Consider the following 26,206-nt stretch of genomic DNA (forward strand, 5'->3'; position numbering starts at 1 on the left):
AGGTCGTTCCTTTCGTTTAATTGCAGTTGCAATTAAATCTTACCTCGATACGGTTCCCCTCCACATATAGTCGTGCTCCGCGCGGCAGGCACCACAGTTCCGGCCTGCCGCGCCGCCCTGCCCGCGCTACCGTCCCGACTGCGCGAGCGGCCCTTGCGCGCGCTGCGCCGTTCCCGACGGCCAGCCGCCCGCGAGCGCCTTGTACAGCGCGACCGTCGATGCCGCGCTGCGCGTGCGCGCGTCGGCCGCCGCATCCTGCGCCTGCAGCAGCGTCCGTTGCGCGTCGAGCACTTCGTAGTAGTCGATCGCGCCGGCCGAGAAGCGTGTCTGCGCGAGCTGCGCGGCAAGTGCGCTGTCGTCCGCCGCACGCACGAGGTGCGTTGTCTCGTCACGCGTGCGTGCGACGCGCAGCAGCGCGTTCTCAGTTTCCTCCAGCGCACCGAGCACGGTCTGCCGGTACTGCGCGAGCTGGCCGGCCGCTTCCGCATCGCTCGCGGCGATCCGCGCACGCACGCGGCCGACGTCGAGGAACGACCAGTCGATGCCGAGCGCGATCAGGTTCGTGTCGCTGCCCGCGCGAAAGAACCCGTAGCTGCTCGTCGCGCTGCCGAGCAATCCCGACAGCGTGAAGCGCGGAAACAGGTCGGCCGTCGCGACGCCGACACGCGCGGTCGCCGCGTGCAGCCGTGCCTCGGCGGCCGCGACGTCGGGGCGCCGCCGCAGCAGGTCGCCCGGCGTGCCGGGATCGATGTTGGCGGCAAGCGTCGGCAGCGGCACGGGCGTGCCCGCCGAAGCGACGGCCTTCGGGAGATCGAACCGGCCGATCAGCGCATCCGGCATCTGCCCGGTCAGCACCGCGAGCCGGTGCTCGTCGACGCCGATCGCGGCTTCATACACGGCAATCCGCGACGTCGTCGATTCGTACTGCGCCCGCGCACGCGCCGCATCGAGTTCGGAGCCGCGCCCTGCGTCGACGCGCGCATTGATCAGCGCGAGCGTCTGCTTCTGGTTGTCGGCGTTGTCGCGCGCGATCCGCAGCCGCTCCTGCGAGCCGCGCAGATCGACGTACGTGCTCGCGACCTCGCCGGCGATCGCGACACGCACCGCGCGCACGTCCGCCGCGCTCGCAGCCGTTTCCGCACGCTGCGACTCGATCGAGCGGCGCACCCGGCCGAACAGGTCGAGTTCCCACGCCGCGTTGATCCCGACGCTGGATATAGGCGTATCGCGCTGGCTGCGCGGCGCGCCGAACGCCTGGTCCTTGCTCGTCAGTTGATGGCCGATCTGACCGCTCGCGGTGATCGTCGGATAGCGGTCGAACGTCGCCTGCGACAGCAGCGCGTTCGATGCGTCGTAGCGCGACACGGCAACCTGCAGGTCCTGGTTCGCCGCGAGCGCCGTGTCGATCAGCCGCGTCAACGCCGGATCGCCGAAGCCGCGCCAGAACGCGGCATCGGCATCGGCCGACGCGTCGGGCGGCGTATCGGACGTCGGATTGGACGTCGTATTGGACGGTGGCCCCTCGCGCTGCGTCGCCGGCTGCGCGTCGCGCGCGAACCGCGCGGCCGTGGCCGTATCGGGCCGCTTGAAATCGGGGCCGACCGCGCACGCGGCCAGCGTCACCGACATCGCGAGCGCGGAAAGACGGAAAGCGGCGCTCATCGGTTTTCTCCTTCGAGGGTGCCGTGCTGTTCGCTCCAGATGGCCGGCGTGCCGCCCGCGAGCTTGCGGATCGCCACATAGAACACGGGCGTCAGGAACAGCCCGAACAACGTGACGCCCAGCATCCCCGCGAACACGGTGACGCCGGTGGCCGCGCGCACTTCGCTGCCCGCGCCGCGGCCGATCAGCAGCGGCACCGAACCGGCGATGAACGCGACCGACGTCATCACGATCGGGCGCAGCCGCAGCTTGCACGCTTCGAGCGCGGCCTCGATCACGCCCTTGCCCTGGATTTCGAGCTCGCGCGCGAACTCGACGATCAGGATCGCGTTCTTGCATGCAAGCCCCATCAGCACGACGAGCCCTACCTGCACGAACACGTTGTTGTCGCCGCCCGACAGCCACACGCCGAACAGCGCCGCGCACATGCACACCGGCACGATCAGGATCACCGCGAGCGGCAGCGTCCAGCTCTCGTACAGCGACGCGAGCACGAGGAACACGAGCATCACTGCGAGCGGGAACACGACGATCGCCGCGTTGCTCTGCGTGACCTGCTGGTAGCTGAGGTCGGTCCATTCGAGCGTGATGCCGGGCGGCAGCACCTCCTTCGCGATCTGCTGGAGCTTCGCGATCGCCTGCGACGACGACATCGCCTTCGGATCGGCGTCGCCGATCAGGTCGGCGGCCGGATAGCCGTTGTAGCGGACGACCGGGTCCGGCCCGTACGCGGGCCCCACCGTCACCATCGAGCCGATCGGCACCATCTCGCCCTTCGCGTTGCGCGTACGCAGGTTCGCGATGTCGGCGGCCGTCTGCCGATGACCGGCATCGGCCTGCGCCATCACGCGATACACGCGGCCGAACACGTTGAAGTCGTTCACGTACATCGAGCCGAGATAGACCTGCAGCGTGTTGAACAGGTCGGTCAGCGCGACGCCCTGCGCCTTCGCCTTCAGCCGATCGACCTTCACCTCGAGCTGCGGGATGTTCGCCTGGTACGAGCTGACGGGGTAGCTCATCCCCGGCGTCTTCGCAACCGCCGCCTGGAACGCGGTGAGCGCGTTCTGCAATGCGCCGTAGCCGAGCCCGCCGCGATCCTCCAGGTACAGCGAGTAGCCGGAGCCGTTGCCGAGCCCTTGGATCGGCGGCGGCATCAGCGCGTAGGTGATGCCGCCGCCGATGGCCGCGAAGCGCGCGTTCAGGTCCGCGTTGATCTGCGCGGCGCTGCGGTGACGCTGGTCGAACGGCTTCAGGATCACGTACGAGTTCGTGATGTTCGGCGTGTTCACGCCCTGCAGCGCATTCAGCCCCGCAAACGCCGGCACCATCTCGACGCCGTCGGTGCCGAGCGCGATCTTCGTCATCTGCTCGGTCACCGCGCTGGTGCGCGCGAGCGACGCGCCTTCCGGCAGCTTCGCGCCCGCGAACAGGTACAGCTTGTCCTGCACGGGGATGAAGCCGCCCGGCACCGCGTTGAACAGCAGCGCGGTGGCCGCGAGCAGCGCCGCATAGACCGCGAACACCACGCCGCGCCGTTTCAGCGTGCGCGCGACGACACCGTGATAGCGGTCCGAACTGCGCTCGAAGAAGCGGTTGAACGGATGGAACAGCCAGCCGAATGCGCGGTCGAGCGCGCGCGTGAGCGCATCCTTCGGTGCGCCGTGCGGGCGCAGCAGCTTCGCGGCGAGCGCGGGCGACAGCGTCAGCGAGTTGATCGCGGAGATCACCGTCGAGATCGCGATCGTCACCGCAAACTGCCTGTAGAACTGGCCCGTGACACCCGACATGAACGCCATCGGCACGAACACCGCGCACAGCACCAGTGCGATCGCAACGATCGGGCCCGACACCTCGCGCATCGCCTGGTGCGCGGCATCGCGCGGGCTGAGCCCCTGCGCGATGTTGCGCTCGACGTTCTCGACGACGACGATTGCATCGTCGACGACGATCCCGATCGCGAGCACGAGCCCGAACAGCGTCAGCGTGTTGATCGAATAGCCGAGCAGATGGAGAAACGCGAACGTGCCGACCACCGACACGGGCACCGCGACGAGCGGAATGATCGACGCGCGCCAGGTCTGCAGGAACAGGATCACGACGAGCACGACCAGCACGACGGCCTCGATCAGCGTGTGCTGCACCGCGCGGATCGATTCGCGCACGAACACGGTCGGGTCCCACACGGGGCGGTACGCGACGCCGGGCGGGAAACGCTTCGACAGTTCGTCGAGCTTCGCATACACGGCCTTCGCGACGTCGAGCGCGTTCGCGCCCGGCGACAGGAAGATGCCGACCACGGCCGAATGCCTGTCGTTGAAATACGAGCGCAGCGTGTAGTCGCCCGCGCCGAGCTCGATGCGCGCGACGTCGGACAGCTTCACGACCTGGCCGTCGTCGCCGTTGCGCAGCACGATGTCGCTGAATTCCTGCACCGTGCGCAGGCGGCCGCGCACGTTGATCGACACGAGGAAGTCGTTCGCCTTCGGCGACGGCTCCGCGCCGAGCTGGCCGGCCGACACCTGCACGTTCTGCTCGCGCACGGCCGCGATCACGTCGCTCGCGGTCAGCCCGCGCGACGCGAGCCGGTTCGGGTCGAGCCACAGCCGCATCGCGTAGTCGCCCGAGCCGTACACGCCGACGTCGCCGATGCCGGTGAGCCGCGACAGTTCGTCCTTCACGTTCAGCGTCAGGTAGTTGCGCAGGTACAGCGAATCGCGGCTGTTGTCCGGCGAATAGAGGCTCACGTACATCAGCGGTGTCGGCGACTGCTTCTGCGTCGTCACGCCGTACTGGCGCACCTCGTCGGGCAGGCGCGACAGCGCCTGGCTCACGCGGTTCTGCACGCGCACGGCGGCCGTGTCGGGATCGACGCCCTGCAGGAACGTGACGACGACCTGCAGGCTGCCGTCCGACCCGGCGACCGACTTCATGTACATGATGCCTTCGACGCCGTTGATCGCCTCTTCCAGCGGTTCGGCGACCGATTCGGCGATTTCCTTCGGGTTCGCGCCCGGGTACGTCGCACGCACGACGACGCTCGGCGGCACGACTTCCGGGTATTCGCCGGCCGGCAGCATCGGAATCGAGATCAGGCCGATCGCGAAGATGACGATCGACAGCACGACCGCGAAGATCGGCCGGTCGATGAAGAATCGGGAGAAATCCATTATCTGTCTCCCGTCATTGCGCGGCCGACGCGCCGGCGTCGGCCACGGCCTGCGTGCCACCGCCCGTGCCACTGCCATTGCCGGAACCGGCATCGGCGCGTGCGGGCAGCGCTTTCGGCTTCACCTGCGCGCCCGGATAGTAGATCCGCTGCACGCCGTCGACCACCACGCGGTCGCCCGCCTGCAGCCCCTTCTCGACGATCCGCTCGCCTTCGAGCTCGCGGCCGATCGTCACGTCGCGCCGCAGCGCCTTGTCGCCGGGGCCGATCACGTACACGTACTTGCGGTCCTGGTCGGTGAGCACGGCCTTGTCGTCGACGAGCAGCGCATCCTGGTCGCGGCCGCTGACGAGCTGCACGCGCGCATACAGGCCCGGCGTGAACGTGTGGTCCGCGTTCGTCAGCCGCACGCGCGCGCGAATCGTGCCGGTTTGCGGATCGAGCCGGTTGTCGAGGAAGTCGACGGTGCCCGCATGCGGGAAGCCCGTCTCGTTCGCAAGACCCACGCGCACCGGATCGGCGCCGATCGCGCGATGCTTCGGATCGGCACGCCGCGCGTTGTAGCGCAGGTAGCTCTGCTCGTCGCAGTCGAAATACACGTAGACCGGATTCTGCGACACGACGGTCGTCAGCAGCGTGTCGTCAGCGCGCGCGAGGTTGCCGGCGGTCGCGACCGCGCGGCCGACACGGCCCGCGATCGGTGCGCGCACTTCGGTGAAGCCGAGATTGAGTCTGGCATCGGCAACGGCCGCGTCGGCCGCCTGCAGGTCGGCACGCGCCTGCTCGGCGGTGGCTCGCGCGTTGTCGAGCTCTTCCTGCGACGTCGCATGCGCATCGATCAGCGTCTGCACGCGCTTGAGCTGTACGTTCGCGAGGCTCGCGGCCGCGCGGGCCCGCTGCTGCTGCGCGTTCGCGCGGTCGAGCGCGATCCGGTACGGGCGCGGGTCGATCTCGAACAGCAGCGCGCCCTGCGCGACGAGATCGCCCTCCTTGTAAGCGACGCGCTGCAGATAGCCGCTTACGCGCGGCCGCAGTTCGACCGCGTCGACTGCTTCGACGCGTCCGTTGAATTCGTCAGCGAGGCGGACCGTGCGCGGCGCGACGGTTGCGACGCCGACTTCGGGAAGGGGATGGGCTGACGCTGCGCCTTTGCCGTCGTGACAGCCCGACAATGCCAGCAACAGGGCACAGGTCGCGCCCAAAGGCGACGTCCTGCGTAGGGATAAGGAGAGCATGATGCCTCGCGACGGGTTAAACTGCCGCGTAGCATAAAAGTTGAAGTTAACTTCAAGTCAAGCTTTTCCCGGAGAACGCCATGGGTACCCCGGAAGAACCGAAATGGCCGCTGATGTCGATTCGCGAAGTGGCCGCGCGCAGCGGCGTGCCGGCGTCGACACTGCGGTTCTACGAAACGCGCGGGCTCATCAAGTCGCACCGGAACGGCTCGAGCCATCGCCACTATTCGCGCGCGGTGTTGCGGCTGATCGCGTTCATCGTGTTCGCGCAGAAAATCGGCTATTCGCTCGACGAGATTGCCGAGCAGCTCGTCAGCCTCCCCGAGGACACCGCGCCGAGCAACAAGGACTGGCAGCGGCTGTCGCGCGGCTGGAAGCAGCGCGTCGCGAGCCGGATCGAGGAATTGCAGCGGCTCTACATCAACCTCGACGAGTGCATCGGCTGCGGTTGCCTGTCGCTGAAGCGCTGCAAGCTGACCAACCCGGAAGACCGCGCGGGCCGCAACGGGCCCGGCGCGCGGCGCTGGCTCGGCGACAAGCCGCCTACGGACGTCGAATGATGCGCGGGCCGCACCCGGCCGCCGGCGCGGATCGCGTCACCCGACGCGCCAGATGCAGACGACGGCCGGGCTCGTCGAGGGTGGCATCGGCGTCGCGCTGATGCCGCGCCTGTTCGTGCCGATGCAGCCGCAATGCATTACGTTCTGCGAACTGAATGATGCGGGCAGCCTGCTCGCGTACAAGCTGGCGATCGCGTACCGGACGCTGTCGCCGCTCGTCGATGCACTGCACGGAACGCCGTGAGCGAACCGGGTCTGGTTGCCGCGACATGACCGCGCGCATCGTTCACGCGGCGGCGTTCAGTCGCCGATGATGTTGAGCGCGGCGGCGAGCACGGCCTGCTTGAACGCGTCCCGCTGCGTCGGCAGCGACGTGAACGCCAGCATCATGTGGCTGTACGACACCGTCGTGCCGATCGCGCTCGCGATCATGAAGAACAGCACGTTCGGATCGACCGCACGGATCGCGCCGGCCTGCACGGCGTCCGACAGCAGCGGGAACATCACGTCGTGATACGGCCGCACGATCCGCTCCTGCAATCGATCGAGCCGCCCGCCCACCTCGGTCGCCGCGGTCGAGAAGAACATGCCGATGTCGGGCTCGTCGAATTCGTGATCGACGCACAGCTCGAGCGCGCGCCGCACGCGGTCGCGATGCGGCAGTGACGACGTGCGCAACGCACGCAGCGCGTCGAACATCGGCGTCGCCAGGTCGACGATCTGCTCGACGACGGCCAGCCACAACGTTTCCTTCGTACCGAAATGATGGGCGATCAGCGCCGCGTCGACGCCCAGTTCGCGCGCGACCTCGCGCACGCTCGTCGCGTCGTAGCCTCGCTTCGCGAACGTGCGGCGCGCGGCCCGCAAAATCACGTCCGGACCGACGGACGCACCCGCCAGCGGCCGCCCGCGCGAACGCCGCTTCGACGGCGCGCGCTCAGTGACTTCAGCCACGTTTTCCTGCTCCCCTTGAATGGTTCGAATGCCCGTGTTCGGACCCCGGTTTCACGTCGCCGGAACCGGGCTGCCTGCCCCGCTCCGTTGACACGCGAAGCCGGGAAGCGCTAGGATCATACCTTATTCATCACGTGATGATTTATTCATGACAACCCCTACACGCATCGTCATCGTCGGCGGCGGGATCGCCGGACTGCAGCTCGCGACCCGCCTGGGCGAGCGCCTCGGCCGGTCCGGGCGTGCGCAGGTCACCGTCGTCGACCGCAGTCCGACGCATATCTGGAAGCCGATGCTGCACACGATCGCGGCCGGCACGCGCGACGTCCAGCAGCAACAGGTGAACTTCCTCGCCCATGCACGCGACCACGGCTACACGTACCAGCCCGGCGAACTGAAGGGGCTCGATCGTGCGCGCCGTCGCGTGCAGCTCGGCGAGATCCGCTCGCAGGACGGCGACGTGGTGATCGAGGCCCGCGAACTCGAATACGACGTGCTGATTCTCGCGCTCGGCAGCCAGGCCAACGATTTCGGCGTGCCGGGCGTTCGCGAGCACTGCTACTTCATCGACAGCCAGCAGCAGGCCGAGACCTTCAACGAAGCGTTGCGGATGCGCGTGTTCCGCAGCATCGCGCGCGACGAGCCGTTTCGCGTCGCGATCGTCGGCGCGGGCGCGACGGGCGTGGAACTCGCGGCGGAGTTGAGCCGGTTACTGGAAGTGGCGCAGGCGTATGGCGACGCGACGGTGCGCGAACGGCTGCAGCTGACGCTGCTCGAAAGCGGACCGCGCATCCTCGCCGCGTTTCCGCCGAGGATTTCCGCGTCGGCGCAGCGGCGGCTCGAACAGATCGGTTTTCACGTGCTGACGTCGACGCGCGTCACGTCGGCCGACGCGAACGGCTTCCACTACGGCGACGGTTCGTACGCCGAAGCAGATCTGATGGTCTGGGCGGCGGGCGTGAAGGCGCCCGATTTCATGCAGGCGCTGGGCGGGCTCGACACGAACCGCGCGAACCAGATCGTCGTCGGGCCGACGCTACAGGCCACGGGCGACGAGCACGTGTTCGCGATCGGCGATTGCGCGAGCCTGCTGCCCGACGGCCACGAACGGCCGCTGCCGCCGACCGCGCAGGTCGCGACGCAGCAGGCCGAGCATCTCGCGAAGCACCTGCCCGCGTGGCTCGACGGCAAGCCGATGCCGTTGTTCGCGTTCCACGATTTCGGCGCGCTGGTGTCGATCAGCGACTACGACGCGTTCGGCACGCTCGGGCAGTTCGGGTTCTTCCGCGGCGGCTTCATCCAGGGGCGTTTCGCGCAGTTCAGCCACCTGATGCTCTACCGGCGGCACCAGCAGGCGCTGCACGGTTTCTCCAAGGCGACCCTGCTGTGGATCGCCGAACGGATCAACGGCTGCGTGCAGCCGCGCATCCGCCTGTCGTGATGCCGCGCGTCGCGGTGTCGCGTAACGTTTCGAGGAAAACAGACATGAACGACAGTGCAGCGCCCTGGCTCATGACCGTCGCCGCGATCGGCAGCTTCGACATGACGTCCTTATCGTGGGGCATGCCGCGGCGACGCAGCGTCACGCGCGATCGCCTGCCGTCGTGGGACGCGACGAGCCGGCCGACCATCAGCGTGCTCGAGCGGCCCACGGCCGACACCGTGATGATTTCGTGGTGCGATGCGTGCACCGGGCACTACGGCTACCAGAAGTGGCGGCTGTTCACGACGCGCAAGCGCGGCGTCTGCGCACTGTCGGGGCGGTCGATCGGGATCGGCGACAGCGTCTATGCGCCGCAATTGCTCGGCTCGACGCCGGGCAACGCCGCCGCGATGGTGCTGGCGGCGTGCATCGACGAAGCCTGCACCGCTTGAGGTCAGCTCGACGTAGCCTGACCGGCGCCGTAGGCCTGATCGCGGTTCTGCCGTTCCAGTTCGGCATCGAGATGCGCGGCATGCACTTCCGCCTCTGCTTCCGACATCAGCTCGCCTTCCCACTTCGCGACCACCGCGCTGGCGATCGAGTTGCCCACCGCATTCGTGGCCGAGCGCCCCATGTCGAGGAACGTGTCGACGCCGAGAATCAGCAGCAGCCCGGCTTCCGGGATATTGAACTGGTGCAGCGTCGCCGCGATCACGACGAGCGATGCGCGCGGCACGCCGGCCATCCCCTTCGACGTCAGCATCAGGATCAGCAGCATCGTGACCTGCGTGCCGAGCGATAGGTGGATGTTGTAGGCCTGCGCGATGAACAGCGACGCGAACGTGCAGTACATCATCGAGCCGTCGAGGTTGAACGAATAGCCCATCGGCATCACGAAGCTCGCGATCTTGCGCCGCACGCCGAAACGGTCGAGCGCGTCGAGGATCTTCGGATACGCGGCCTCGGAGCTGGCGGTCGCGAACGACAGCATGAACGCTTCCTTGATCAGCAGGAGCAGCTTGAACACGCGGCGGCCGAGGAACAGCAGCCCGGCGGCGACGAGCGTGGCCCACAGCAGCACGAGGCTCACGTAGAAGTCGCCCATGAACACCGCGAACTTCAGCAGGATCGACAGCCCGTTGATCGCGACGGTCGACGCCATCGCCGCCATCACCGCGAGCGGCGCGAGCTTCATCACGTAGCCGGTGATCTTGAGCATCACGTGCGACAACTGGTCGATCGCGGCGACGAGGATCTTGCCGCGCTCGCCGAGCGCCGCCAGCGCAACGCCGAAGAACAGCGAGAACACGACGATCTGCAGGATCTCGTTGTTCGCCATCGCCTCGGCGAACGACTTCGGCACCATGTGGCCGACGAAATCCTTCAGCGTGAACTTGGACGTCGCGAGATGCGCGGACGCACCGATGTCCGGCAGCGGCAGGCCGAGGTTCTCGCCGGGCCGCAGCAGGTTCGCCATCAGCAGCCCGAGCAGCAGCGAGATCAGCGACGCGGTGACGAACCAGCCGAGCGCCTTCACGAACACGCGCCCGACGGACGACGCATCGCCCATATGCGCAATGCCGACGACGAGCGTCGAGAACACCAGCGGGCCGATCACCATCTTGATCAGCCGCAGGAACACATCGGACACGAGCGAGATGTAGCCGGCGATTTCCGCGGCCGACTGCTTGTCGGGAAGCTGCGTGAAGATCAGGTAGCCGATGAGGATGCCGGCCGCCATCGCGAGCAGGATCCAGCCTGCCGCAGACATTCGTTTGTTCATAACGGGATTCGTCGCACGGTGAAGGGGTTGACGGATGAAAGGCGCGTGTCAGCGCACGTGTGTGGCAAGCCGGTCGTACGCGGAATGCCACGCACAGGCGCCGATCGTGCTTGCGGATGTCCGCGAACGGACACGCTGCCGCCGTCGCGGCCTTCGCGAAAACGCGAATGCGGGCGGCGGCAGCGGGTCAGCATGATGCGATCAGGTCAGTAGCCGATCGCCGATCCGGCCGGACGGCGCGGATCGTTGTAACCGTATATGAAGCCGGCGCGCACGTTGCCGGACACGGACGAATCGTTCCCGGAACTCTGGCGGCTCGCCGCTTCGGTGCCCGGCAGGCCGACCATGATCAGCTCGGCCGCGCCCCACGGCGTCTGCTCGACCATCTTGTAGCCCATGTTGCGCAGGATCGCGAGCGTGTCCGGCGACAGGCCGTAGGTTTCGTAATAGACCTCGTCGGGCAGCCACTGGTGGTGGATGCGCGGCGCGGCGACCGCGTCCTGCGGCGTCATCCCGTAGTCGATCACGTTCAGCACGGTCTGCAGCGTGATCGTGATGATGCGCGATCCGCCCGGCGAACCGACCACCATGAACACCTTGCCGTCCTTCGTCACGATGGTCGGCGCCATCGACGACAGCGGACGCTTGCCTGGCGCGATCGAGTTGCGCGTGCCCTGCACGAGGCCGAACAGGTTCTGCGCGCCGACCTTCGTGGTGAAGTCGTCCATCTCGTCGTTCAGGAAGAAGCCCGTGCCCGGCGCGATGACCACGGCGCCGAAGCGGCCGTTGACGGTATAGGTCGTCGATACCGCATTGCCGTCGTGGTCGATGATCGAGTAATGCGTCGTTTCCGGCTTCTCGTGCATGCCGACGCCGGGCTGCACGTCGACCGACGGGGTCGCCGTATCGGCATGGATGCTCTTGCGGATTTGCGCCGCGTATTCCTTGCTCGTCAGCTTCGCGATCGGATTGTCGATGAAGTTCGGATCGCCGAGCAGCGTGTTGCGATCTTCGTACGCGTGCCGCATCGCTTCGGTCATGTAGTGGACCGACGCCGCGGAGTGATAGCCCAGCTTGCGCAGGTCATACCCTTCGAGGATGTTCAGCGTCTCGCACATCGTCACGCCGCCCGAGCTCGGCGGCGGCGCCGACACGAACTCGTAGCCGCGGTACGTGCACTTCAGCGGGGCCATGTCGTCGGCCCGGTAGGACGCGAAATCGGCCGCCGTGATCAGGCCGCCCGCCTGCTTCGACGCCGCCTCGACGATCTTCGGAATCTCGCCGTGATAGAACGCGTCGGGCCCCTGCGCCGCGATCCGCTCCAGCGTGCGGGCCAGATCCTTCTGCACCAGGCGGTCGCCCGGCTGCAGCGGCGTGCCGTCCGGCCGCAGGAAGATGCGCGCCGCGTCCGGGTCCTTCTTGAAGCGCTCGATCGTCGTGTCGAGGATGTCCGTATCGCCGCGCGTCAGGATGAAGCCGTCGCGCGCGAGCCGGATCGCGGGTGCCATCACCTGCTTGCGCGTCAGCTTGCCGTATTTGCGCTGCGCGAGATCGAGGCCGGCGACCGTGCCCGGCACGCCGACGGCGCGATAGCCGTACAGGCTTTCGCCCGGGCGGACGTTGCCCGACGCGTCGAGATACATGTTCGCCGTCGCCGCGGCCGGTGCAGTCTCGCGGAAGTTGATGAAGCGGTCGCGGCCGTCGGCCAGGTGCACGGTCATGAAGCCGCCGCCGCCGATATTGCCGCAGCACGGATTGGTCACCGCCTGCGCATAACCGACCGCCACCGCCGCGTCCACCGCGTTGCCGCCTTGCTTCAGGATGTCGACGCCGATCTGCGACGCGAAGTGCTGCGACGACACGACCATGCCGTTCTTCGCTTCAACCGCGGGGTCTGAAGCGGCGAACCCGCACACGCTCAAAGCCGACAACAGGGTGAGTACGACGAGCCGCCTCATGCGGAATCCTCCAGACAAATAACCGGACCATGCCGGGATGCGCCGCCGCGTCATCGCGTGCCAACGCTGCCGATCCGGCATGTAATAAACGGTACATTCCGGCGAGGCCGCGATCATAGCACTCGCTTTTTCACGTAAAAACCTAGGGTTACTACTGAATTTGAAGCGAATACACACGGAAACACGACCCGCCAAATGTTCGTTTCATTACATTGATGGGCGGACCAGCTGGCCGAGCGATGCGTCCCTCTAATTTCGGCCCGCGCGCGGCCCGCCGCACGTCGATCGGCTAACATGCGTGGAGTCCCGGCAGACGCACGTCTGCCGTTTGTCATTCAGATAAGAGAGCTGGAGTGCCCGATGGGGACGAGCATCAGGGCGTTGCTGTTATCCCAGATGGATAGCTTCACGCCGTCGGAACAGAAGGTTGCGCAGGCGTTGCTGGATCGCTATCCGAGCCTCGGCCTCGGGCCGATCGCGAGCTTCGCGAAGCAGGCTGAAGTCAGCGATCCGACCGTGTTCCGCTTTGTCGGCCGGATCGGCTTTCCGAATTACTCGTCGTTCCAGCAGGCGCTGTACGACGAGATCGACACGGCGATGAATTCGCCGCTCGCGCGAATGGATGCGTTCCATTCGGAAACGGGCCTGCGCGACAGCCATTCGGCGATTTTCCAGCGGCTGTCCGAATCGCTCGCGGCCACGATCGAAGGGCTCGACGCGGCGGCGTTCGACGCAGCCGTGGCGTTGCTGGCCGATACCGACATCCGCATCTTCTGCGGCGGCGGGCGCTACACGGCGCCGCTCGCGTCGCTGTTTTCGTTCACGCTGGCCTATGCGCGCCCGCACGTGCAGTACGTCGAACCGAACGTGAATCTCGCGTCGGTCGCACTGACCGACATGGGGCGCAACGACGTGCTCGTCATCTTCGACTTTCGCCGCTACCAGAAGGACAGCATCCGCTTCGCGCAGGCCGCGCACCGGCTCGGCACGCGGATCCTGCTGATCACCGACGAATGGATGTCGCCGATCGGCAAGTTCGCGGAGATCGTGCTGCGGATCCACGGGCGCCCGTTCGCGATGCTGCAGACCAATGTGCCGGCGCTGGCGCTCGCGGAAGCGCTCGTGATCGGCGTGACGAACCGGCTGCCGGAGTTGGCGCGGCAGCGGATGGAGAAGATCGAGCATCTCAGTACCGGCGGGATCGATCTGGACGCCAACCAGCGCGATTTGCCCGAATGACGATCGCTCGCCATTCGGGTGCGGGCATCAACTCTCGACATCCTCGAGACTGAACACCTCGGTCTTGTCGTTATACGAAAAAACTTCGCCGTAACGCCCCCAGTCGATCACCGCGTCGAGCGTTTCCTCGGCCGCTTCGTCCGACAGGAAATCCTCGAGCTCCTGCTCGAAGCGCACACGCGGCGCACGATGGCCCGGACGCTCGTTCAGCACCTTCCTGATCCGTGCGGCGAGCGGTACGTGCTTCAGCAGATGATCCGCGAACATCAGCTTGCGCTCCTGCGTGCCGAATTCCGCGAACACGCGCGCGGGCGGCGTCAGGAACACGTCGCCTTCCCGCACGTCCGCAAAGCCGAGATACTGCAGCACTTCGGCGATCGGAAACAGTTCGTCGACTTCCAGATGCAGCGTGCGCGCGATTTCCGGCATGTCCGCGCGGCCATGGTACGGCGCCATCGCGAGCGTTTCGATCAGGCCGGCCATCAGGTTGGTCGACACCTGCGGCAGCCAGCTGCCGAGCTCGAGCCCCTTCTTCGTCGCCTCGCCGGTCTGGCGGGCCGTCATCTTCGCGTAGATGTCGTCGACGAGCTTGCGGAAATCGGTGTCGAGCCGGTTGCGCGGGTGCTTGAACGGCACCTTGATCTCGGCGATCACGCGGCCCGGATTCGACGACAGCACGAGGATCCGGTCGCACATGAACACGGCTTCCTCGATGTTGTGCGTGACGATCAGCACCGACTTGATCGGCATCCGCCCTTGCGTCCACAGGTCGAGCAGGTCGGTACGCAGCGTCTCGGCCGTCAGCACGTCGAGCGCCGAGAACGGCTCGTCCATCAGCAGGATCGTCGGATCGACGACGAGCGCGCGCGCAAAACCCACGCGCTGGCGCATGCCGCCCGACAGCTCGCGCGGGTACGCGTTCTCGAAACCGTCGAGACCGATCAGGTCGATCGCGGCCAGCGCACGCTCGCGCCGCTCACGCGCGCCGACGCCGAGCGCTTCGAGGCCGGCCTCCACGTTCTGCAGCACGGTCAGCCACGGGAACAGCGCGAAGGTCTGGAACACCATCGCGACGCCTTCGGCCGGGCCGCGCAGCGGCTGGCCGAGGTAAGTCACTTCACCGCCGGTCGGCTCGATCAGCCCGGCGATGATTCGCAGCAGCGTCGACTTGCCCGAGCCGGAGCGGCCGAGCAGCCCGACGATCTCGCCTTCGCGCAGCGACAGGTTCGCGTCGTCGAGCACGAGCAGTTCGCCCTGCGACTTGTTGAAGCCGCGGTTCACATGCTCGACGCGCAGGATTTCCTCGCCGAGGCGCGGCGGCTGCAGCGGCTGAGATGTCTTGGCAGGGGCGTTGATAACGGTCGAATTTTGCATCGCGCTTACTCTCAATCGAGACGGAGCCGGGATTCCGCATAGGCGTACATCGGACGCCACAACAGACGGTTGAACAAGGTAACGAACAGGGACATCACGGCGATGCCGAGGATGATCTTCGGGAAATCGCCGGCGGCAGTCATCTGCGCGATGTACGCGCCGAGGCCGTGCGCGACGACCTTCGTGTCGCCCCACTGCACGAACTCGGACACGATGCTCGCGTTCCACGCGCCGCCCGATGCGGTGATCGCGCCGGTCACGTAGTACGGGAAGATGCCGGGCAGGACCGCCTGCCGCCACCACTGCCAGCCGCGGATGCGGAAATTCTTCGTCGCTTCCTTGTAGTCGTTCGGATAGGACATCGCGCCGGCAATCACGTTGAACAGGATGTACCACTGCGTGCCGAGCACGATCAGCGGCGACAGCCAGATGTCCGCATTCAGGTCGAAGCGGACGATCACGATCACGAACACCGGGAACAGCAGGTTCGCCGGGAACGCGGCGAGGAACTGCGCGAGCGGCTGGATCTTCTCGGCCAGCGCGGGGCGCAGCCCGATCAGCACGCCGAGCGGCACCCAGATCACCGACGCGATCGCGATCAGCACCATCACGCGCAGCAGCGTGATGAGCCCGAGCACGAGCACGTGCCCGACTTCGCCCATCGTCACGCCGGTCGCGACGAAGCTGACGACGCGCCACACGACGTACACCGTCAGCACGATCACGAACACGCCCCACACGATGTCGCCGATGCGCGACGAGCGGCGTGCCGATGCACCGCGCGAGCGCGCTCCCTTCAGCGACGGCACGCGCAGCGGAATCCGCGCGGCCTGCGACAGCAGCCAGCCGGCCGGCACCAGCAACTGATGAATCAGGTGCGTGCGGCGCATCATGTCGAGCAGCCACGATTGCGGCGCATCGCCGGACGCGGTGTTCTCCATCCGGAACTTGTCGGCCCACGCAACGAGCGGGCGAAACAGGAACTGGTCATAAGCCAGGATCACGACCGACATCGCGACGATCACCCAGCCGATCGCTCCGATATTCTTGGCCGAGATCGCCTGCGCGAGATACGCGCCAACCCCCGGCAGCGTGATCGTCTGATTGCCGACGGTGATCGCCTCCGACGCGACGACGAAGAACCAGCCGCCCGACATCGACATCATCATGTTCCAGATCAGGCCCGGCATCGAGAACGGCACCTCGAGCTTCCAGAAGCGCTGCCACGGCGTCAGGTGAAAGCCGCGCGACACTTCGCTCAGGTCTCGCGGCACCGTGCGCAGCGACTGGTAGAAGCTGAACGTCATGTTCCATGCCTGGCTCGTGAAGATCGCGAAGATCGCCGCGAGTTCCGCGCCGAGCACGCGGCCCGGGAACAGCGCGAGGAAGAACGTGACCGTGAACGAGATATAGCCGAGCACCGGCACCGACTGCAGGATGTCGAGGATCGGGATCAGCACCATGCCCGCACGGCGGCTTTTCGCGGCGAGCGTGCCGTAGACGAGCGTGAACACGAGCGACGCGACCATCGCGGCCAGCATCCGCAGTGTGGTGCGCAGCGCGTATTCGGGCAGGTTCGACGGATCGAGCGAGATCTTCTGCGTCTGCAGCACGCCGATCGGCGCCATCGTCTGATGGAAGCCGACGATCGCCATCGCCAGCAGGCAGATGATCAGCGGAAACGCGATAGCATCCCAGCGATTGGGGAGCACGCGCCACGCCGAGGCGTTCGCGGTGCGATTCGGATCGAAGAACCTGATATCCATCGGTAGCGTCTTGTGTCGGATTGAAATTCGATGGGACCGGCCGCGGGCCGGGCGTTGCGTCGGCCGGCGCCGCTGCCGACCTGCAGGATCAGCTCGACGGGCAGCAGCTGCACGATGCCGAATGCGACGGCGCCGCTCGACACGAGCACGCCGAACAGGTTCCAGAGGCCCGACCAGACCACGGCCAGGTGATGCCGCAGGCAATGATCGGGAAAAACAGCGCGAAGCTGAGGGTGCGCGTGCGGTGGCTGACCGCGCCGCTGGTTTCCGTTGCCGCGAGATTCGGCATGAAGGGGCTCCGGATAGGTGACTCGGTGTCGCAGGCTATCGGGCGGCCATGACGCAAATGTGACGTATCGATTACAGGACATTAACAAGTCATCGTTCGGCATCCCGACGGCCGTCTCGCGGGTCGCCGGCACCGGTGGCCGAATTCGCACATCTCGGGAATAAAACCGTCGCCGCGCCGGTATGGCACACGAAGGCGCCGGTTTATTCCAGGACGACCCGGCCGTCCCGTTTCGTCATACGATTGCGAGGCTCCCATGTCTTCATCGAATCCCACCCGCCCGTCGCGCCGCAAGGCCCTGCAGTGCATGGCCTTCGGCGGCCTCGGCACGCTGTTTACGCTGTCGGGCGGCATCCTGACGCCGTTCGACCTCGCGCTCGCGCAAACCGGCGACGCGCGCCCGGCCGACGCGGGCCGGCCGCTGTTCGTGCAGATCAGCGACACGCACATCGGCTTCAACAAGGATGCCAACCCCGACGTGTCGGCCACGCTGCGGCAGACGATCGAACTCGTCAACGGGATGCCGGCGATGCCCGCACTGACCATCCATACCGGCGACATCACGCACCTGTCCAAGCCGGAGGAATTCGACCGCGCGTCGCAACTGCTGTCCGCGCTGCGCGTGTCGGAACTGCATACGGTGCCCGGCGAGCACGACGTCACCGACGGTTCGGGCGCCGAATATTTCAGCCGCTTCGGCAAGGCGTCGGACAACCGCGGCTATTACAGCTTCGATCACGCGGGCGTGCACTTCATCGGCCTTGTCAACGTGATGCATTTCAAGCCGAACGGGCTCGGCAGCTTCGGCGACGACCAGCTCGCGTGGCTCGCGCAGGATCTGAAGGGCCGCTCGTCGAGCACGCCGATCGTCGTGTTCTCGCACATGCCGATGTGGACCATCTACGAGCCGTGGGGCTGGGGCACCGGCGACGCACCGCAGACGATGGCGATGCTGCGCCGCTTCGGCTCGGTCACCGTGCTGAACGGGCACATCCATCAGATCGTGTCGAAGGTCGAGGGCAACATCACCTTCCACACCGCGCGCTCGACCGCTTTCCCGCAGCCGACGGCCGGCAACGGCCCGGGCCCCGTGCCGCTCACGGTGCCGCGCGACCAGTTGCCGAAGATGCTCGGCGTGACGACGGTGGAGTTCGCCGGCCACCCGGCTGCGTCGGCGCTGCACGACGCGACGCTGGCCTGATAGACATAAGGAGACCGACATGACCCGCTTCAAGCAACCAAAAATCATCGCGGCGCTGATCCTGTGTGCGGCCGCCGGCACGCCGCTCGCCGCGTTCGCGCAGGGCCCGGACGGCCCGCTGGTCACGATCCGAAACTTCATGTTTTCGCCGATGTCGACCACGATCAAGGCCGGCACGACGATCACGTGGAAGAACCTCGACGGGGAGCCGCACACCGTCGTCAACGACGCCGGCATCTTTCATTCGAAGGCGCTCGACCAGGACGAGACGTACTCGTTCCGCTTCGACAAGCCGGGCGTCTACAAGGTGTTCTGCGGGATTCATCCGTACATGAAGGAGACGATCACCGTCGAATGAAGCGGTCCGCCACGAAACGCGCGGACGAACGGCGGGCGGCGGCCGCCTACAATGGCAACCGTCCCATTCGCCCGCGTGGCAGACGGAGCCGCCCATGCCCAGGATCGACCTCAGCGCCGTGCCCGAACGCCGCGGCAGCGGCTATCCGCGGCCGTTCGACGCGCCGTGCGCGCAACGCATCCGCCAGCGCCTCGGCGACGCCGGCGGGCTGCGCGATTTCGGCGTCAACCTGATGCGCGTGCCGCCGGGCGGCTGGTCGAGCCAGCGCCACTGGCATTCCGACGAAGACGAATTCGTGTACGTGCTCGAAGGCGAACTCGTGATGATCGAGGACGGCGGCGAGACCGTGCTGCACGCGGGCGACTGCGCGGCGTTCCCGAAAGGCTCCGGCAACGGCCATCACCTCGTCAACCGGTCGGACGCGGTCGCCGTCTATCTCGAGGTTGGCTCGCGCTCGCCGGACGACGTGATCACCTGCCCCGACATCGACATGATGAGCCCGAGCCGCGACGGCCGGTTCCTGCACAAGGACGGCACACCGTACCCGGACGCGTGACGCCCGCCGCACCGCGGCGCATGCCTGCCGATGCGCATCGGTCGATCCCCCGCCGCCGATCGCCTACACTGAATCGAACTGTTCGGATCCGACCCACCGTCACACGCAGCGAGGCAAGTCATGACCGCGAGCCAGCCGACACGAATGGATCTCCCCGGGCAAGTCGTGCTCGTGCTCCAGGGCGGCGGCGCACTGGGTGCGTACCAGCTCGGCGTGTTCCAGGCGATGGACGAAGCCGGCATCCGGCCCGACTGGGTGGTCGGCACGTCGATCGGCGCGATCAACGCCGCGCTGATTGCCGGGAATCCGCCGGAGCGGCGCTACGAGAAGATGCTGGCGTTCTGGCGGCGCGTGACCGAGCGGACCCGCTTCGACGTGCCCGCGCTGCTGCCCGGCTGGGACAAGATGCTGGCCGAGCTGATGATCATCGGCGGCGGCATCACGGGCTTCTTCCAGCCCAATCCGGCGTCGTGGCTCGGGCCGATGGTCCGCCTCGGCGTCGATCGCGCGTCGTACTACCGGATCGCGCCGCTGCGCGACACGCTCGCGTCGCTGATCGATCCCGGCCTGTTGAACGCGGGCCACCCGCGCCTGACCGTCAGCGCGGTCAATGCGTGCACGGGCACGATGCGCTATTTCGATTCGCGCGACACGCACCTGGGCATCGACCACATCATGAGCTCGGGCGCGCTGCCGCCCGCGTTCCCGGCGATACGGATCGACGGCGAGCCGTACTGGGATGGCGGCGTGTATTCGAATACGCCGGTCGAGGTCGTGCTCGACGACAATCCGCGCCGGAGTTCGATCATCTTCTCGGTACAGATGTGGAATCCGGCCGGCCCCGAGCCCGAGAGCATCTGGCAGGTGTCGGAACGGCAGAAGGACATCCAGTACGCGAGCCGCACCGACAGCCACATCGCGCGCCAGCAGCAGATCCACCGGCTGCGCCACGTGATCCGCGAGCTGGTCCGGCACGTGCCGGAAGCCGAACGCGCGTCGCCGGCCGTGCACCGGCTGGCCGCGTGGGGGTGCGAAACCACGATGCACCTGATCAAGCTCGCCGCGCCGCGGCTCGACGGCGACAATCAGTTGAAGGACATCGATTTCACGCCGGCCGGCATCGCGGCCCGCCGGCAGGCCGGCTACGACGCCGCGAAACGGGCCATCGCCGCCCGTCCGTGGGACCTGCCGATGGACCCGACGGAAGGATTGACGGTATTCGATCCGGACGCGCCGCCGGTTGCTGAAAAAACGGCATGACGTGCGGCGTCGCACCGCGCGCCGGTTGCATCGGCGCGATCAGGTGGGCGCGGCCGGCGCGGTTCCGGCGACGACCGGACACGCTTGCGGCAACGCCCGGCCGAACAGCACGGCCAGCCCGCAAGCGGACGTGAACATGCCGAGATTGTCGTGCCCGACGCCCGGCACTTCGACGACCTGCTGCGCGAGATCGTCCGGATGCCGCTTCTTCAGGTAGTCGAAATACGCGAGCCCGCGCGCGAGCCGGTACGGTCCTTGCGCCATCGCTGCGCACGAACGGTCGATGAAATGCGTGTACGGGTTCGTGTCGGCCTGCCCGAGCAGGTACACGACATGGCGCGCGACGTAGCGCGTTTCGAGATCGCGCACGTCCTGCGACGCGACGTAAGGCGGCGCCGACTTCAGCCCGTATTTCCATTCCGTCGCACGCGGGCAGGCACCGCCCGCGATTGCTTGCGCGTCCGGCCGTTCGTCGTCGAAATACAGGTAGCTCGACGGGTTCGCGACCACATAGCGCACGGCGATGCCGGCCTGCACCAGCGCATCGCCTTCGTGCCCGGCCACCGCGTAGCGCTGCAACAATTGCGCGCCGGCCGAATGACCGATCACGACCACGGTCGACAGCGCGGGATACAGGCTGCGATCGGCGAAATGCGCGAGCAATGCATCGAGCGCGGCGAACGAACTGACCGGGCCCGGCTGGCGCGCCGGTTCGCCGCCCTTCCATCCTTCCTGGGTCCAGGCCAGCGTCTGCGCGGGCAGCGAGAACGCGCGCGTATCGGCGCGCGTCAGGAACTGCGGGGCGACGACCATCGTGCCCTGCCCGGCCGCGCCGGCCCTCTCGACGACCTTGAGCCCCGACGCATAGTACGCGTCGGCATTTCGCAGCGTGCCGTGAATCACGATGAACACGCGCGTGACATCGGGCGCGACCGTGTCGAGCGGATGATCGGCGTAGACGGGCAACACTGCGCTGCCCTGCGGCGTAGCGACGGCCACGCGCTGGTCGGCGACGGCCTTGACCGGGGCCTCGAGACGTTCGCGCTGCGTGGCGGCATCGGCCGGACGCGCGCCGCCCAGCACGCCGATTACGGCACCGGCTGCCGCGAGCGTAATCGCGTATGACAGGTTTCGGACGGCCGGCAGCACGCGCGAGAGCCGGATTCTTGCAAAGGCGACGGAAATGAGTGACATGGCGACGGACCTGGATGCGGATATGACTTTAACGGCGATGGTCGCAGAATCCGTCGCGCGCTGCCGACCCGTTGCGGAAAGCGGTTCAGTCGGCCGGTTCTGCACCATGTTCGGCGTCGACGCGGGCTTCACCCGGAGCACGCTGCATCCGCCGCACGATCGCGGCCAGTTCGCCGATATGCGCGGTCACCGCCTGCTTGCCCGCGCGCGCCCATGCGTCGAACGACGTCATCCCGCTCACCGCGCCGACAAACGGCACGCCGGCGCGCTCGGCCGCCTGCGCGTCCACCGCATGGTCGCCCACGTAGATCGCCGCAGCGGCCGGCAAGCCAAGCCGTGCCAGCGCCAGCTCGAGCCCTTCCGGATCCGGCTTGTGACACTGCACGTCTTCTCCGCCGATCAGCACGTCGACCAGCGACTGCAATCCGTTCAACGCGAGGATTGCGTCGATCCGGTAACGAAACTTCGACGAAACGATCGCGACCGCGAGACCCTGCTCGCGCAGACGCGCGAGCAGCGGCGGGACTTCGGGATAGATGCGCGTGCCGTGCACCATGATCTCGTCGGCGCGCGCCACGAAGTGCCGCTCGAACGCGTCGGCCCGCGCGGGGTCGGTTTCGCCTGTCAACGAACGGAACATTTCGCGCAGCGGCAGCCCGATCACGAAGCCGATCTGCGCAGGCGTCGCGCCGGCGGCGCCAAGCTGGTGCAACGCGTACTCCGTGCATTCGATGATCGCGGCGGACGAATCCGCCAACGTCAGATCGAAGTCGAATATGACGGCCCGAACAGGCATGAAAGATCCCCTCAAACAAGAAAGGCCCGCGCGCGACGCACAGACCATTTCACAGCATAGCCAAAGAGGTCAGCGAACGGTTCGCATATCGAGGTGCAGACGTCCGTACTGAAACACGTGTGCTTCAAGTATGCGGCCGCCACTGCGAACGCATACCGTCGATCACCACACCGATGCCGGCGCAGCCATTACCGGGCGGCAGCCGTCGGAACTCGCGGCACGTCAAGCGACGACCCGAAAACGCTCCACAAGCTACGTGCGCAGCTCGGTGAATCAAGAAGGCGACGTGATTGGCTCCCGGATTGCAGCGCGCACGGAAAATCAGGCCGGCACCTCGAATGCATGTTGCCACAATAATGCACGTCGTATACATTTGTATGTAGTGCATTTCTTCGCCTATGGGGTGTCGCTCGGCTTGGTTTCAGTGTTCGCTCTTGGCGCAGGCCTGCACGTCGCCACGTACCTTACCTCCATGGAGGCGGGCATCGGAATACTGTCGTCCGGTAGATCGCTGTCGTGAAAGCGGCTTCGAGAACTGACGACGTATCGAGATCGAGGTGCACGAACATGCGCCAACTGACCTTTTTCCACCGGGTTTCCCCGGTTTCCGGGGCTTCCTGAAACGCTGTCGCACATCATCATGAATGCAAGCGAACTCTTTCAACAAGCAACTGAAATCGCCAGTCATTGCGCCTTCTGTTTTGTCTCTTCGAACGACGCGTCCGGTCAGATCAACTCCAGAGTCGTCGAGGTTCTGGAGATCGGGAAGGACCTCACGATTCGTTTCATGACCGACCCGAGAACGCGCAAAGCGCTGGAGATTCGCCAGGGGAAGACGATCAGTCTGTCCTTCCTCAGCATGGCTGACCGAGGATACGTCACGATCGGGACCGTCCCGACAGTCTCCGCGGAGACTGCGCTGAAGCAACGCATCTGGAAAGAATCACTGCGCACCTGGTTCCCCAACGGGCCGGACGATCCTTATGTAGTGACCGTTACCTGTGAGCCCGCCTGGGTTGAACTGTGGTCGCACATGCGGGGGGTTGCTCCTGATCCGCTGGGCCTCAACTCGGTCCGGCTGACTCGGAACGATGGTGGTTGGCACGCCCGGCATACGTTCCCGACCGAAGGCGAACCGTTGCATCCCTGACCGCCCTCTCGACGCGGCGAGCTACGCGTCGATCGCTGCCCTGTGGCGGCAAGTTCTGTTCGCTGGCGTTCGATGCGGTCGAGACTTGCCGCAACTTCACTATTTATGCACGATACGCAATATTGCTCATCGTGCAAGTCATGAAGGATCGTATGACGAGCAATCGCAAGGAACCCGTCGTCGTGATCGGCGCAGGCCTGGCCGGCCTGGCTGCCGCGCTGACGCTGGCACGCAATGACAGACCCGTCGTCGTACTGGAGGCCTCGAACGAGGCCGGCGGCTGCTGTTCCACCACGACGGCCAATGGGTTCACATTCAATAACGGCGCGATGTATGTCGCGGTGCCCTCGCTCATTCGTGCGTCGTTCCGGCGCCTTGGTCTCGACTTCGATCGCGAGGTTCCGATGGTGGCCATTGAACGGCCTCACGTTACGCATCTGGAGAATGGAACGGCCGTTCATCTATCCAGTGCCGGCACGTCGTATGTGGAAGGCGACAGGGAGGATACGCGGACACGGCAACTGCGTGACGGCCTTGGCAGGCTCCAACAGCAATGGGGCCCTGTCTACCGCACGCTGGTTGACGAAGTTCTGCCGCAGGAGCCTTCGCTTCTACGGACGTTAAGCAAACTGTGGCGTTACCTGCCCCGCATGAACGGGCATGTCAGCCACCTGATCACGTCGCACTTCGCCGATGCGGACCTGCAGGCGGCGGTTGCATCGACACTGCTCTACACCGGGCAACCGCCCGATCGCCTTCCGGCAACGCAGATCATCGGCTTGCTGGCCATGCTGGAGGAGGGATTCCATTTGCCTCGCGCAGGCATGGGCGCCATCAGCTCCGTGATGGCTCGCGAACTGTCCAGACGGTCGGTGCCGATCAGGTTCGGTGCCCATGTACGCGAAATCCTCGTAGAGAACGGGGCCGCCCGGGGCATCGTTCTTGCAGACGGCGAGCGCATCTCGACCGATTGCGTCGTGGCGACGTGTTCAGGTTTCGAAGTGGTCCGCCACCTGTTGCCCGCCCACGCCCTCCCTCGGCGGCTAGCGCACAAGGCTCGAGCGGCACCGCTCTCGCATCGCGCGATTTCAATCCAGATCGGTTGCTCCGGAGCCGTGCTGCCACGCGCCTTCATTACCAATCATGTTCCCCCGATGCCACAACAGGCGGCCATGCATGTATCGACGCCCGGGGTTCCTCGCTGGCTCGCCTACACGTGTCCGTCACAGGTGCTGCCAGGGCTTGCGCCAAACGGCAAGGCAGTATTGGAACTGTATGCGCCGGCAACGGGAGTCGACTCTGCATCGAATTGGACGAACGCGATGACGCAGGCCGTGGTCGGCGACTATCTCGACGCGATACAGGCCCATCTCCCCGGCCTTTGCCTGGAAGACGTCCGCGTATCGGATCCGCAGGATTTCGCGCACGGACGGCACCTATACGAAGGAGCGCTCTACGGCATTGCGCCGGGCACCACGCCCGACAAGTTCTTTCCGCATCGGACCGGGCTGCGCGGCCTCTATCTCGGAGGACAAACGACGTTCCCGGGGTATGGCGTACCCACGGCAATTTTCTCCGGCGTCCAGGCTGCGGAAGCGGTCGTGCAGGACATGCGGGGGCATGTGCGGGTTGCGCCTTGCATGACTTCGGGCAGGTCGATCCAGTGAAGCGGAAAACTTGAGCAGGATCTTCATCCGGGCGTTTTCGAACTATCCGGGAGAATCGGTGACCACCCCAGCGTCGAACGAAGCTGCTGTATCGTAACGGCTTCCGATATTTCCGGGTGTGATGTGTCAGATGACTCCGCTCTTTCGCAATCCAGCCTTCTATCAGTTGCTTGCCGACAGCCATGCTCGACTGCTCGGTCGCCCGCTCGTGCCGGCCACCGTTCCCGAGAATGACGCAACCGAGTGGCTCTATGAGAGCGCCCCGTTCGCAGTGCTTGCACACAACACCGACCCCGATCCGCTTTTTATCTATGCCAACAAGGCCGCGCAGCGCCGATTCGGATATGGCTGGGATGAAATCACCCGGCTTCCGTCCCGGCTCTCCGCCGAAGCGCCGAATCGCGAGGAACGGCAGCAATTCCTCGCACGCGTACAGCGGCTCGGTTACGAGACCGGATACAAAGGGGTTCGCATCACGAAATCCGGCCAGCGCTTCATGATCGAGGAAGCAACCCTGTGGCAACTTCTCGATACGGATGGCGGATTGCACGGCCAGGCAGTCGTCATTCCCCGTACACGTGACATCTGATTGCATTACCCGCGGTCCGCGCG

General features: G+C 66.2%; 24 protein-coding genes. 14 read left to right on the top strand and 10 right to left on the bottom strand.

Annotated features, from left to right (window positions below; genetic code table 11):
* Nucleotides 1-126: 126 nt before the first annotated feature.
* The 3 genes from MRS60_RS21745 to MRS60_RS21755 are packed head-to-tail and all read right to left on the bottom strand — an operon-like array spanning nucleotide 127 to nucleotide 6,066.
* Nucleotides 127-1,662 (bottom strand): efflux transporter outer membrane subunit, encoded by a 1,536-nt coding sequence (locus MRS60_RS21745; RefSeq protein ID WP_243566644.1) that lies wholly within the window; start codon nucleotides 1,660-1,662, stop codon nucleotides 127-129.
* Nucleotides 1,659-4,832, bottom strand: coding sequence for an efflux RND transporter permease subunit (locus MRS60_RS21750; RefSeq protein ID WP_243566645.1), 3,174 nt, complete (start codon nucleotides 4,830-4,832; stop codon nucleotides 1,659-1,661). The genes MRS60_RS21745 and MRS60_RS21750 overlap by 4 nt, the downstream gene beginning before the upstream one ends.
* A gap of 13 nt (nucleotides 4,833-4,845) precedes the next feature.
* A complete protein-coding gene (locus tag MRS60_RS21755) occupies nucleotides 4,846-6,066 on the bottom strand; it encodes an efflux RND transporter periplasmic adaptor subunit (protein ID WP_243566646.1) in 1,221 nt (406 codons plus the stop codon).
* Between the two features lie 80 nt (nucleotides 6,067-6,146).
* Between MRS60_RS21755 and soxR the strand changes: the two genes are divergently transcribed.
* Together soxR and MRS60_RS21765 are read left to right on the top strand one after the other, a co-directional pair.
* Entirely contained in the window at nucleotides 6,147-6,626 is a 480-nt protein-coding gene (gene soxR, locus MRS60_RS21760) for a redox-sensitive transcriptional activator SoxR (protein ID WP_034180419.1), read from the top strand.
* A gap of 52 nt (nucleotides 6,627-6,678) precedes the next feature.
* Nucleotides 6,679-6,870 carry a hypothetical protein gene (locus MRS60_RS21765; RefSeq protein WP_432206947.1) on the top strand — a complete coding sequence of 64 codons (192 nt, stop codon included), beginning with the start codon at nucleotides 6,679-6,681 and terminating at the stop codon, nucleotides 6,868-6,870.
* 56 nt (nucleotides 6,871-6,926) lie between these two features.
* Here the strand turns inward: MRS60_RS21765 and MRS60_RS21770 are convergent, their stop codons facing one another.
* The gene (locus MRS60_RS21770) at nucleotides 6,927-7,580 is read right to left on the bottom strand and encodes a TetR/AcrR family transcriptional regulator (RefSeq protein ID WP_034180420.1); all 654 of its coding nucleotides are present in this window, start codon (nucleotides 7,578-7,580) and stop codon (nucleotides 6,927-6,929) included.
* 148 nt (nucleotides 7,581-7,728) lie between these two features.
* On the opposite strand from MRS60_RS21770, the gene MRS60_RS21775 reads away from it, so the two are divergent.
* Both MRS60_RS21775 and MRS60_RS21780 read left to right on the top strand, forming a co-directional pair.
* Nucleotides 7,729-9,021 (top strand): NAD(P)/FAD-dependent oxidoreductase, encoded by a 1,293-nt coding sequence (locus tag MRS60_RS21775; protein WP_243566647.1) that lies wholly within the window; start codon nucleotides 7,729-7,731, stop codon nucleotides 9,019-9,021.
* Nucleotides 9,022-9,065: 44 nt separating this feature from the next.
* Nucleotides 9,066-9,455 (top strand): DUF3331 domain-containing protein, encoded by a 390-nt coding sequence (locus tag MRS60_RS21780; RefSeq protein ID WP_243566648.1) that lies wholly within the window; start codon nucleotides 9,066-9,068, stop codon nucleotides 9,453-9,455.
* A 2-nt stretch (nucleotides 9,456-9,457) separates the two neighbouring features.
* On the opposite strand, the gene MRS60_RS21785 is transcribed toward MRS60_RS21780, so the two are convergent.
* Nucleotides 9,458-10,786, bottom strand: a complete 1,329-nt coding sequence (locus MRS60_RS21785) for a dicarboxylate/amino acid:cation symporter (protein ID WP_034180423.1) — start codon at nucleotides 10,784-10,786, stop codon at nucleotides 9,458-9,460.
* Nucleotides 10,787-10,992: 206 nt separating this feature from the next.
* Nucleotides 10,993-12,744 carry a gamma-glutamyltransferase gene (gene ggt, locus MRS60_RS21790; protein ID WP_034180424.1) on the bottom strand — a complete coding sequence of 584 codons (1,752 nt, stop codon included), beginning with the start codon at nucleotides 12,742-12,744 and terminating at the stop codon, nucleotides 10,993-10,995.
* 360 nt (nucleotides 12,745-13,104) lie between these two features.
* Here ggt and MRS60_RS21795 point away from each other — a divergent pair, with 360 nt between their 5' ends.
* Nucleotides 13,105-13,983, top strand: coding sequence for a MurR/RpiR family transcriptional regulator (locus MRS60_RS21795; protein ID WP_034180425.1), 879 nt, complete (start codon nucleotides 13,105-13,107; stop codon nucleotides 13,981-13,983).
* A gap of 27 nt (nucleotides 13,984-14,010) precedes the next feature.
* Here the strand turns inward: MRS60_RS21795 and MRS60_RS21800 are convergent, their stop codons facing one another.
* Together MRS60_RS21800 and MRS60_RS21805 are read right to left on the bottom strand one after the other, a co-directional pair.
* Nucleotides 14,011-15,357, bottom strand: coding sequence for an ABC transporter ATP-binding protein (locus MRS60_RS21800; RefSeq protein WP_243566649.1), 1,347 nt, complete (start codon nucleotides 15,355-15,357; stop codon nucleotides 14,011-14,013).
* Nucleotides 15,358-15,368: 11 nt separating this feature from the next.
* The gene (locus MRS60_RS21805) at nucleotides 15,369-17,123 is read right to left on the bottom strand and encodes an ABC transporter permease (RefSeq protein ID WP_243566650.1); all 1,755 of its coding nucleotides are present in this window, start codon (nucleotides 17,121-17,123) and stop codon (nucleotides 15,369-15,371) included.
* A gap of 20 nt (nucleotides 17,124-17,143) precedes the next feature.
* On the opposite strand from MRS60_RS21805, the gene MRS60_RS21810 reads away from it, so the two are divergent.
* From MRS60_RS21810 to MRS60_RS21830, 5 genes are all read left to right on the top strand, one after another.
* The gene (locus tag MRS60_RS21810; protein ID WP_217587758.1) at nucleotides 17,144-17,464 is read left to right on the top strand and encodes a hypothetical protein; all 321 of its coding nucleotides are present in this window, start codon (nucleotides 17,144-17,146) and stop codon (nucleotides 17,462-17,464) included.
* A 204-nt stretch (nucleotides 17,465-17,668) separates the two neighbouring features.
* Nucleotides 17,669-18,613, top strand: a complete 945-nt coding sequence (locus MRS60_RS21815) for a metallophosphoesterase family protein (protein WP_034180429.1) — start codon at nucleotides 17,669-17,671, stop codon at nucleotides 18,611-18,613.
* A 19-nt stretch (nucleotides 18,614-18,632) separates the two neighbouring features.
* On the top strand, nucleotides 18,633-18,971 hold the full coding sequence (locus MRS60_RS21820; RefSeq protein WP_105392659.1) for a cupredoxin domain-containing protein: 339 nt from the start codon (nucleotides 18,633-18,635) through the stop codon (nucleotides 18,969-18,971).
* A 94-nt stretch (nucleotides 18,972-19,065) separates the two neighbouring features.
* On the top strand, nucleotides 19,066-19,527 hold the full coding sequence (locus MRS60_RS21825) for a cupin domain-containing protein (protein ID WP_243566651.1): 462 nt from the start codon (nucleotides 19,066-19,068) through the stop codon (nucleotides 19,525-19,527).
* Nucleotides 19,528-19,647: 120 nt separating this feature from the next.
* Nucleotides 19,648-20,787 (top strand): patatin-like phospholipase family protein, encoded by a 1,140-nt coding sequence (locus MRS60_RS21830; RefSeq protein WP_243566652.1) that lies wholly within the window; start codon nucleotides 19,648-19,650, stop codon nucleotides 20,785-20,787.
* Nucleotides 20,788-20,826: 39 nt separating this feature from the next.
* Here the strand turns inward: MRS60_RS21830 and MRS60_RS21835 are convergent, their stop codons facing one another.
* Nucleotides 20,827-21,981: an alpha/beta fold hydrolase gene (locus tag MRS60_RS21835; protein WP_243566653.1), complete on the bottom strand. Its 1,155-nt coding sequence runs from the start codon at nucleotides 21,979-21,981 to the stop codon at nucleotides 20,827-20,829.
* Between the two features lie 85 nt (nucleotides 21,982-22,066).
* Nucleotides 22,067-22,777 (bottom strand): HAD family hydrolase, encoded by a 711-nt coding sequence (locus MRS60_RS21840; RefSeq protein ID WP_347814853.1) that lies wholly within the window; start codon nucleotides 22,775-22,777, stop codon nucleotides 22,067-22,069.
* Between the two features lie 130 nt (nucleotides 22,778-22,907).
* On the opposite strand from MRS60_RS21840, the gene MRS60_RS21845 reads away from it, so the two are divergent.
* From MRS60_RS21845 to MRS60_RS21860, 4 genes are all read left to right on the top strand, one after another.
* Nucleotides 22,908-23,297 (top strand): hypothetical protein, encoded by a 390-nt coding sequence (locus MRS60_RS21845; protein ID WP_243566655.1) that lies wholly within the window; start codon nucleotides 22,908-22,910, stop codon nucleotides 23,295-23,297.
* Between the two features lie 120 nt (nucleotides 23,298-23,417).
* Nucleotides 23,418-23,927, top strand: coding sequence for a pyridoxamine 5'-phosphate oxidase family protein (locus MRS60_RS21850; RefSeq protein ID WP_243566656.1), 510 nt, complete (start codon nucleotides 23,418-23,420; stop codon nucleotides 23,925-23,927).
* A 131-nt stretch (nucleotides 23,928-24,058) separates the two neighbouring features.
* Nucleotides 24,059-25,594: a phytoene desaturase family protein gene (locus MRS60_RS21855; RefSeq protein ID WP_243566863.1), complete on the top strand. Its 1,536-nt coding sequence runs from the start codon at nucleotides 24,059-24,061 to the stop codon at nucleotides 25,592-25,594.
* A 130-nt stretch (nucleotides 25,595-25,724) separates the two neighbouring features.
* A complete protein-coding gene (locus MRS60_RS21860) occupies nucleotides 25,725-26,183 on the top strand; it encodes an MEKHLA domain-containing protein (RefSeq protein ID WP_131946531.1) in 459 nt (152 codons plus the stop codon).
* Nucleotides 26,184-26,206: the final 23 nt, after the last annotated feature.

This window comes from Burkholderia pyrrocinia (genome assembly GCF_022809715.1).
GTDB lineage: Bacteria > Pseudomonadota > Gammaproteobacteria > Burkholderiales > Burkholderiaceae > Burkholderia > Burkholderia pyrrocinia_C.

What these genes read in the sequence shown, in the direction of transcription:
- MRS60_RS21745 (WP_243566644.1), bottom strand. Translation starts at nt 1,662, where the DNA reads ATGAGCGCCGCTTTCCGTCTTTCCGCGCTCGCGATGTCGGTGACGCTG.
- MRS60_RS21750 (WP_243566645.1), bottom strand. Translation starts at nt 4,832, where the DNA reads ATGGATTTCTCCCGATTCTTCATCGACCGGCCGATCTTCGCGGTCGTG.
- MRS60_RS21755 (WP_243566646.1), bottom strand. Translation starts at nt 6,066, where the DNA reads ATGCTCTCCTTATCCCTACGCAGGACGTCGCCTTTGGGCGCGACCTGT.
- soxR (WP_034180419.1), top strand. Translation starts at nt 6,147, where the DNA reads ATGGGTACCCCGGAAGAACCGAAATGGCCGCTGATGTCGATTCGCGAA.
- MRS60_RS21765 (WP_432206947.1), top strand. Translation starts at nt 6,679, where the DNA reads ATGCAGACGACGGCCGGGCTCGTCGAGGGTGGCATCGGCGTCGCGCTG.
- MRS60_RS21775 (WP_243566647.1), top strand. Translation starts at nt 7,729, where the DNA reads ATGACAACCCCTACACGCATCGTCATCGTCGGCGGCGGGATCGCCGGA.
- MRS60_RS21780 (WP_243566648.1), top strand. Translation starts at nt 9,066, where the DNA reads ATGAACGACAGTGCAGCGCCCTGGCTCATGACCGTCGCCGCGATCGGC.
- MRS60_RS21785 (WP_034180423.1), bottom strand. Translation starts at nt 10,786, where the DNA reads ATGAACAAACGAATGTCTGCGGCAGGCTGGATCCTGCTCGCGATGGCG.
- ggt (WP_034180424.1), bottom strand. Translation starts at nt 12,744, where the DNA reads ATGAGGCGGCTCGTCGTACTCACCCTGTTGTCGGCTTTGAGCGTGTGC.
- MRS60_RS21795 (WP_034180425.1), top strand. Translation starts at nt 13,105, where the DNA reads ATGGGGACGAGCATCAGGGCGTTGCTGTTATCCCAGATGGATAGCTTC.
- MRS60_RS21800 (WP_243566649.1), bottom strand. Translation starts at nt 15,357, where the DNA reads ATGCAAAATTCGACCGTTATCAACGCCCCTGCCAAGACATCTCAGCCG.
- MRS60_RS21805 (WP_243566650.1), bottom strand. Translation starts at nt 17,123, where the DNA reads ATGGATATCAGGTTCTTCGATCCGAATCGCACCGCGAACGCCTCGGCG.
- MRS60_RS21815 (WP_034180429.1), top strand. Translation starts at nt 17,669, where the DNA reads ATGTCTTCATCGAATCCCACCCGCCCGTCGCGCCGCAAGGCCCTGCAG.
- MRS60_RS21820 (WP_105392659.1), top strand. Translation starts at nt 18,633, where the DNA reads ATGACCCGCTTCAAGCAACCAAAAATCATCGCGGCGCTGATCCTGTGT.
- MRS60_RS21825 (WP_243566651.1), top strand. Translation starts at nt 19,066, where the DNA reads ATGCCCAGGATCGACCTCAGCGCCGTGCCCGAACGCCGCGGCAGCGGC.
- MRS60_RS21830 (WP_243566652.1), top strand. Translation starts at nt 19,648, where the DNA reads ATGACCGCGAGCCAGCCGACACGAATGGATCTCCCCGGGCAAGTCGTG.
- MRS60_RS21835 (WP_243566653.1), bottom strand. Translation starts at nt 21,981, where the DNA reads ATGTCACTCATTTCCGTCGCCTTTGCAAGAATCCGGCTCTCGCGCGTG.
- MRS60_RS21840 (WP_347814853.1), bottom strand. Translation starts at nt 22,777, where the DNA reads ATGCCTGTTCGGGCCGTCATATTCGACTTCGATCTGACGTTGGCGGAT.
- MRS60_RS21845 (WP_243566655.1), top strand. Translation starts at nt 22,908, where the DNA reads ATGCGGCCGCCACTGCGAACGCATACCGTCGATCACCACACCGATGCC.
- MRS60_RS21850 (WP_243566656.1), top strand. Translation starts at nt 23,418, where the DNA reads ATGAATGCAAGCGAACTCTTTCAACAAGCAACTGAAATCGCCAGTCAT.
- MRS60_RS21860 (WP_131946531.1), top strand. Translation starts at nt 25,725, where the DNA reads ATGACTCCGCTCTTTCGCAATCCAGCCTTCTATCAGTTGCTTGCCGAC.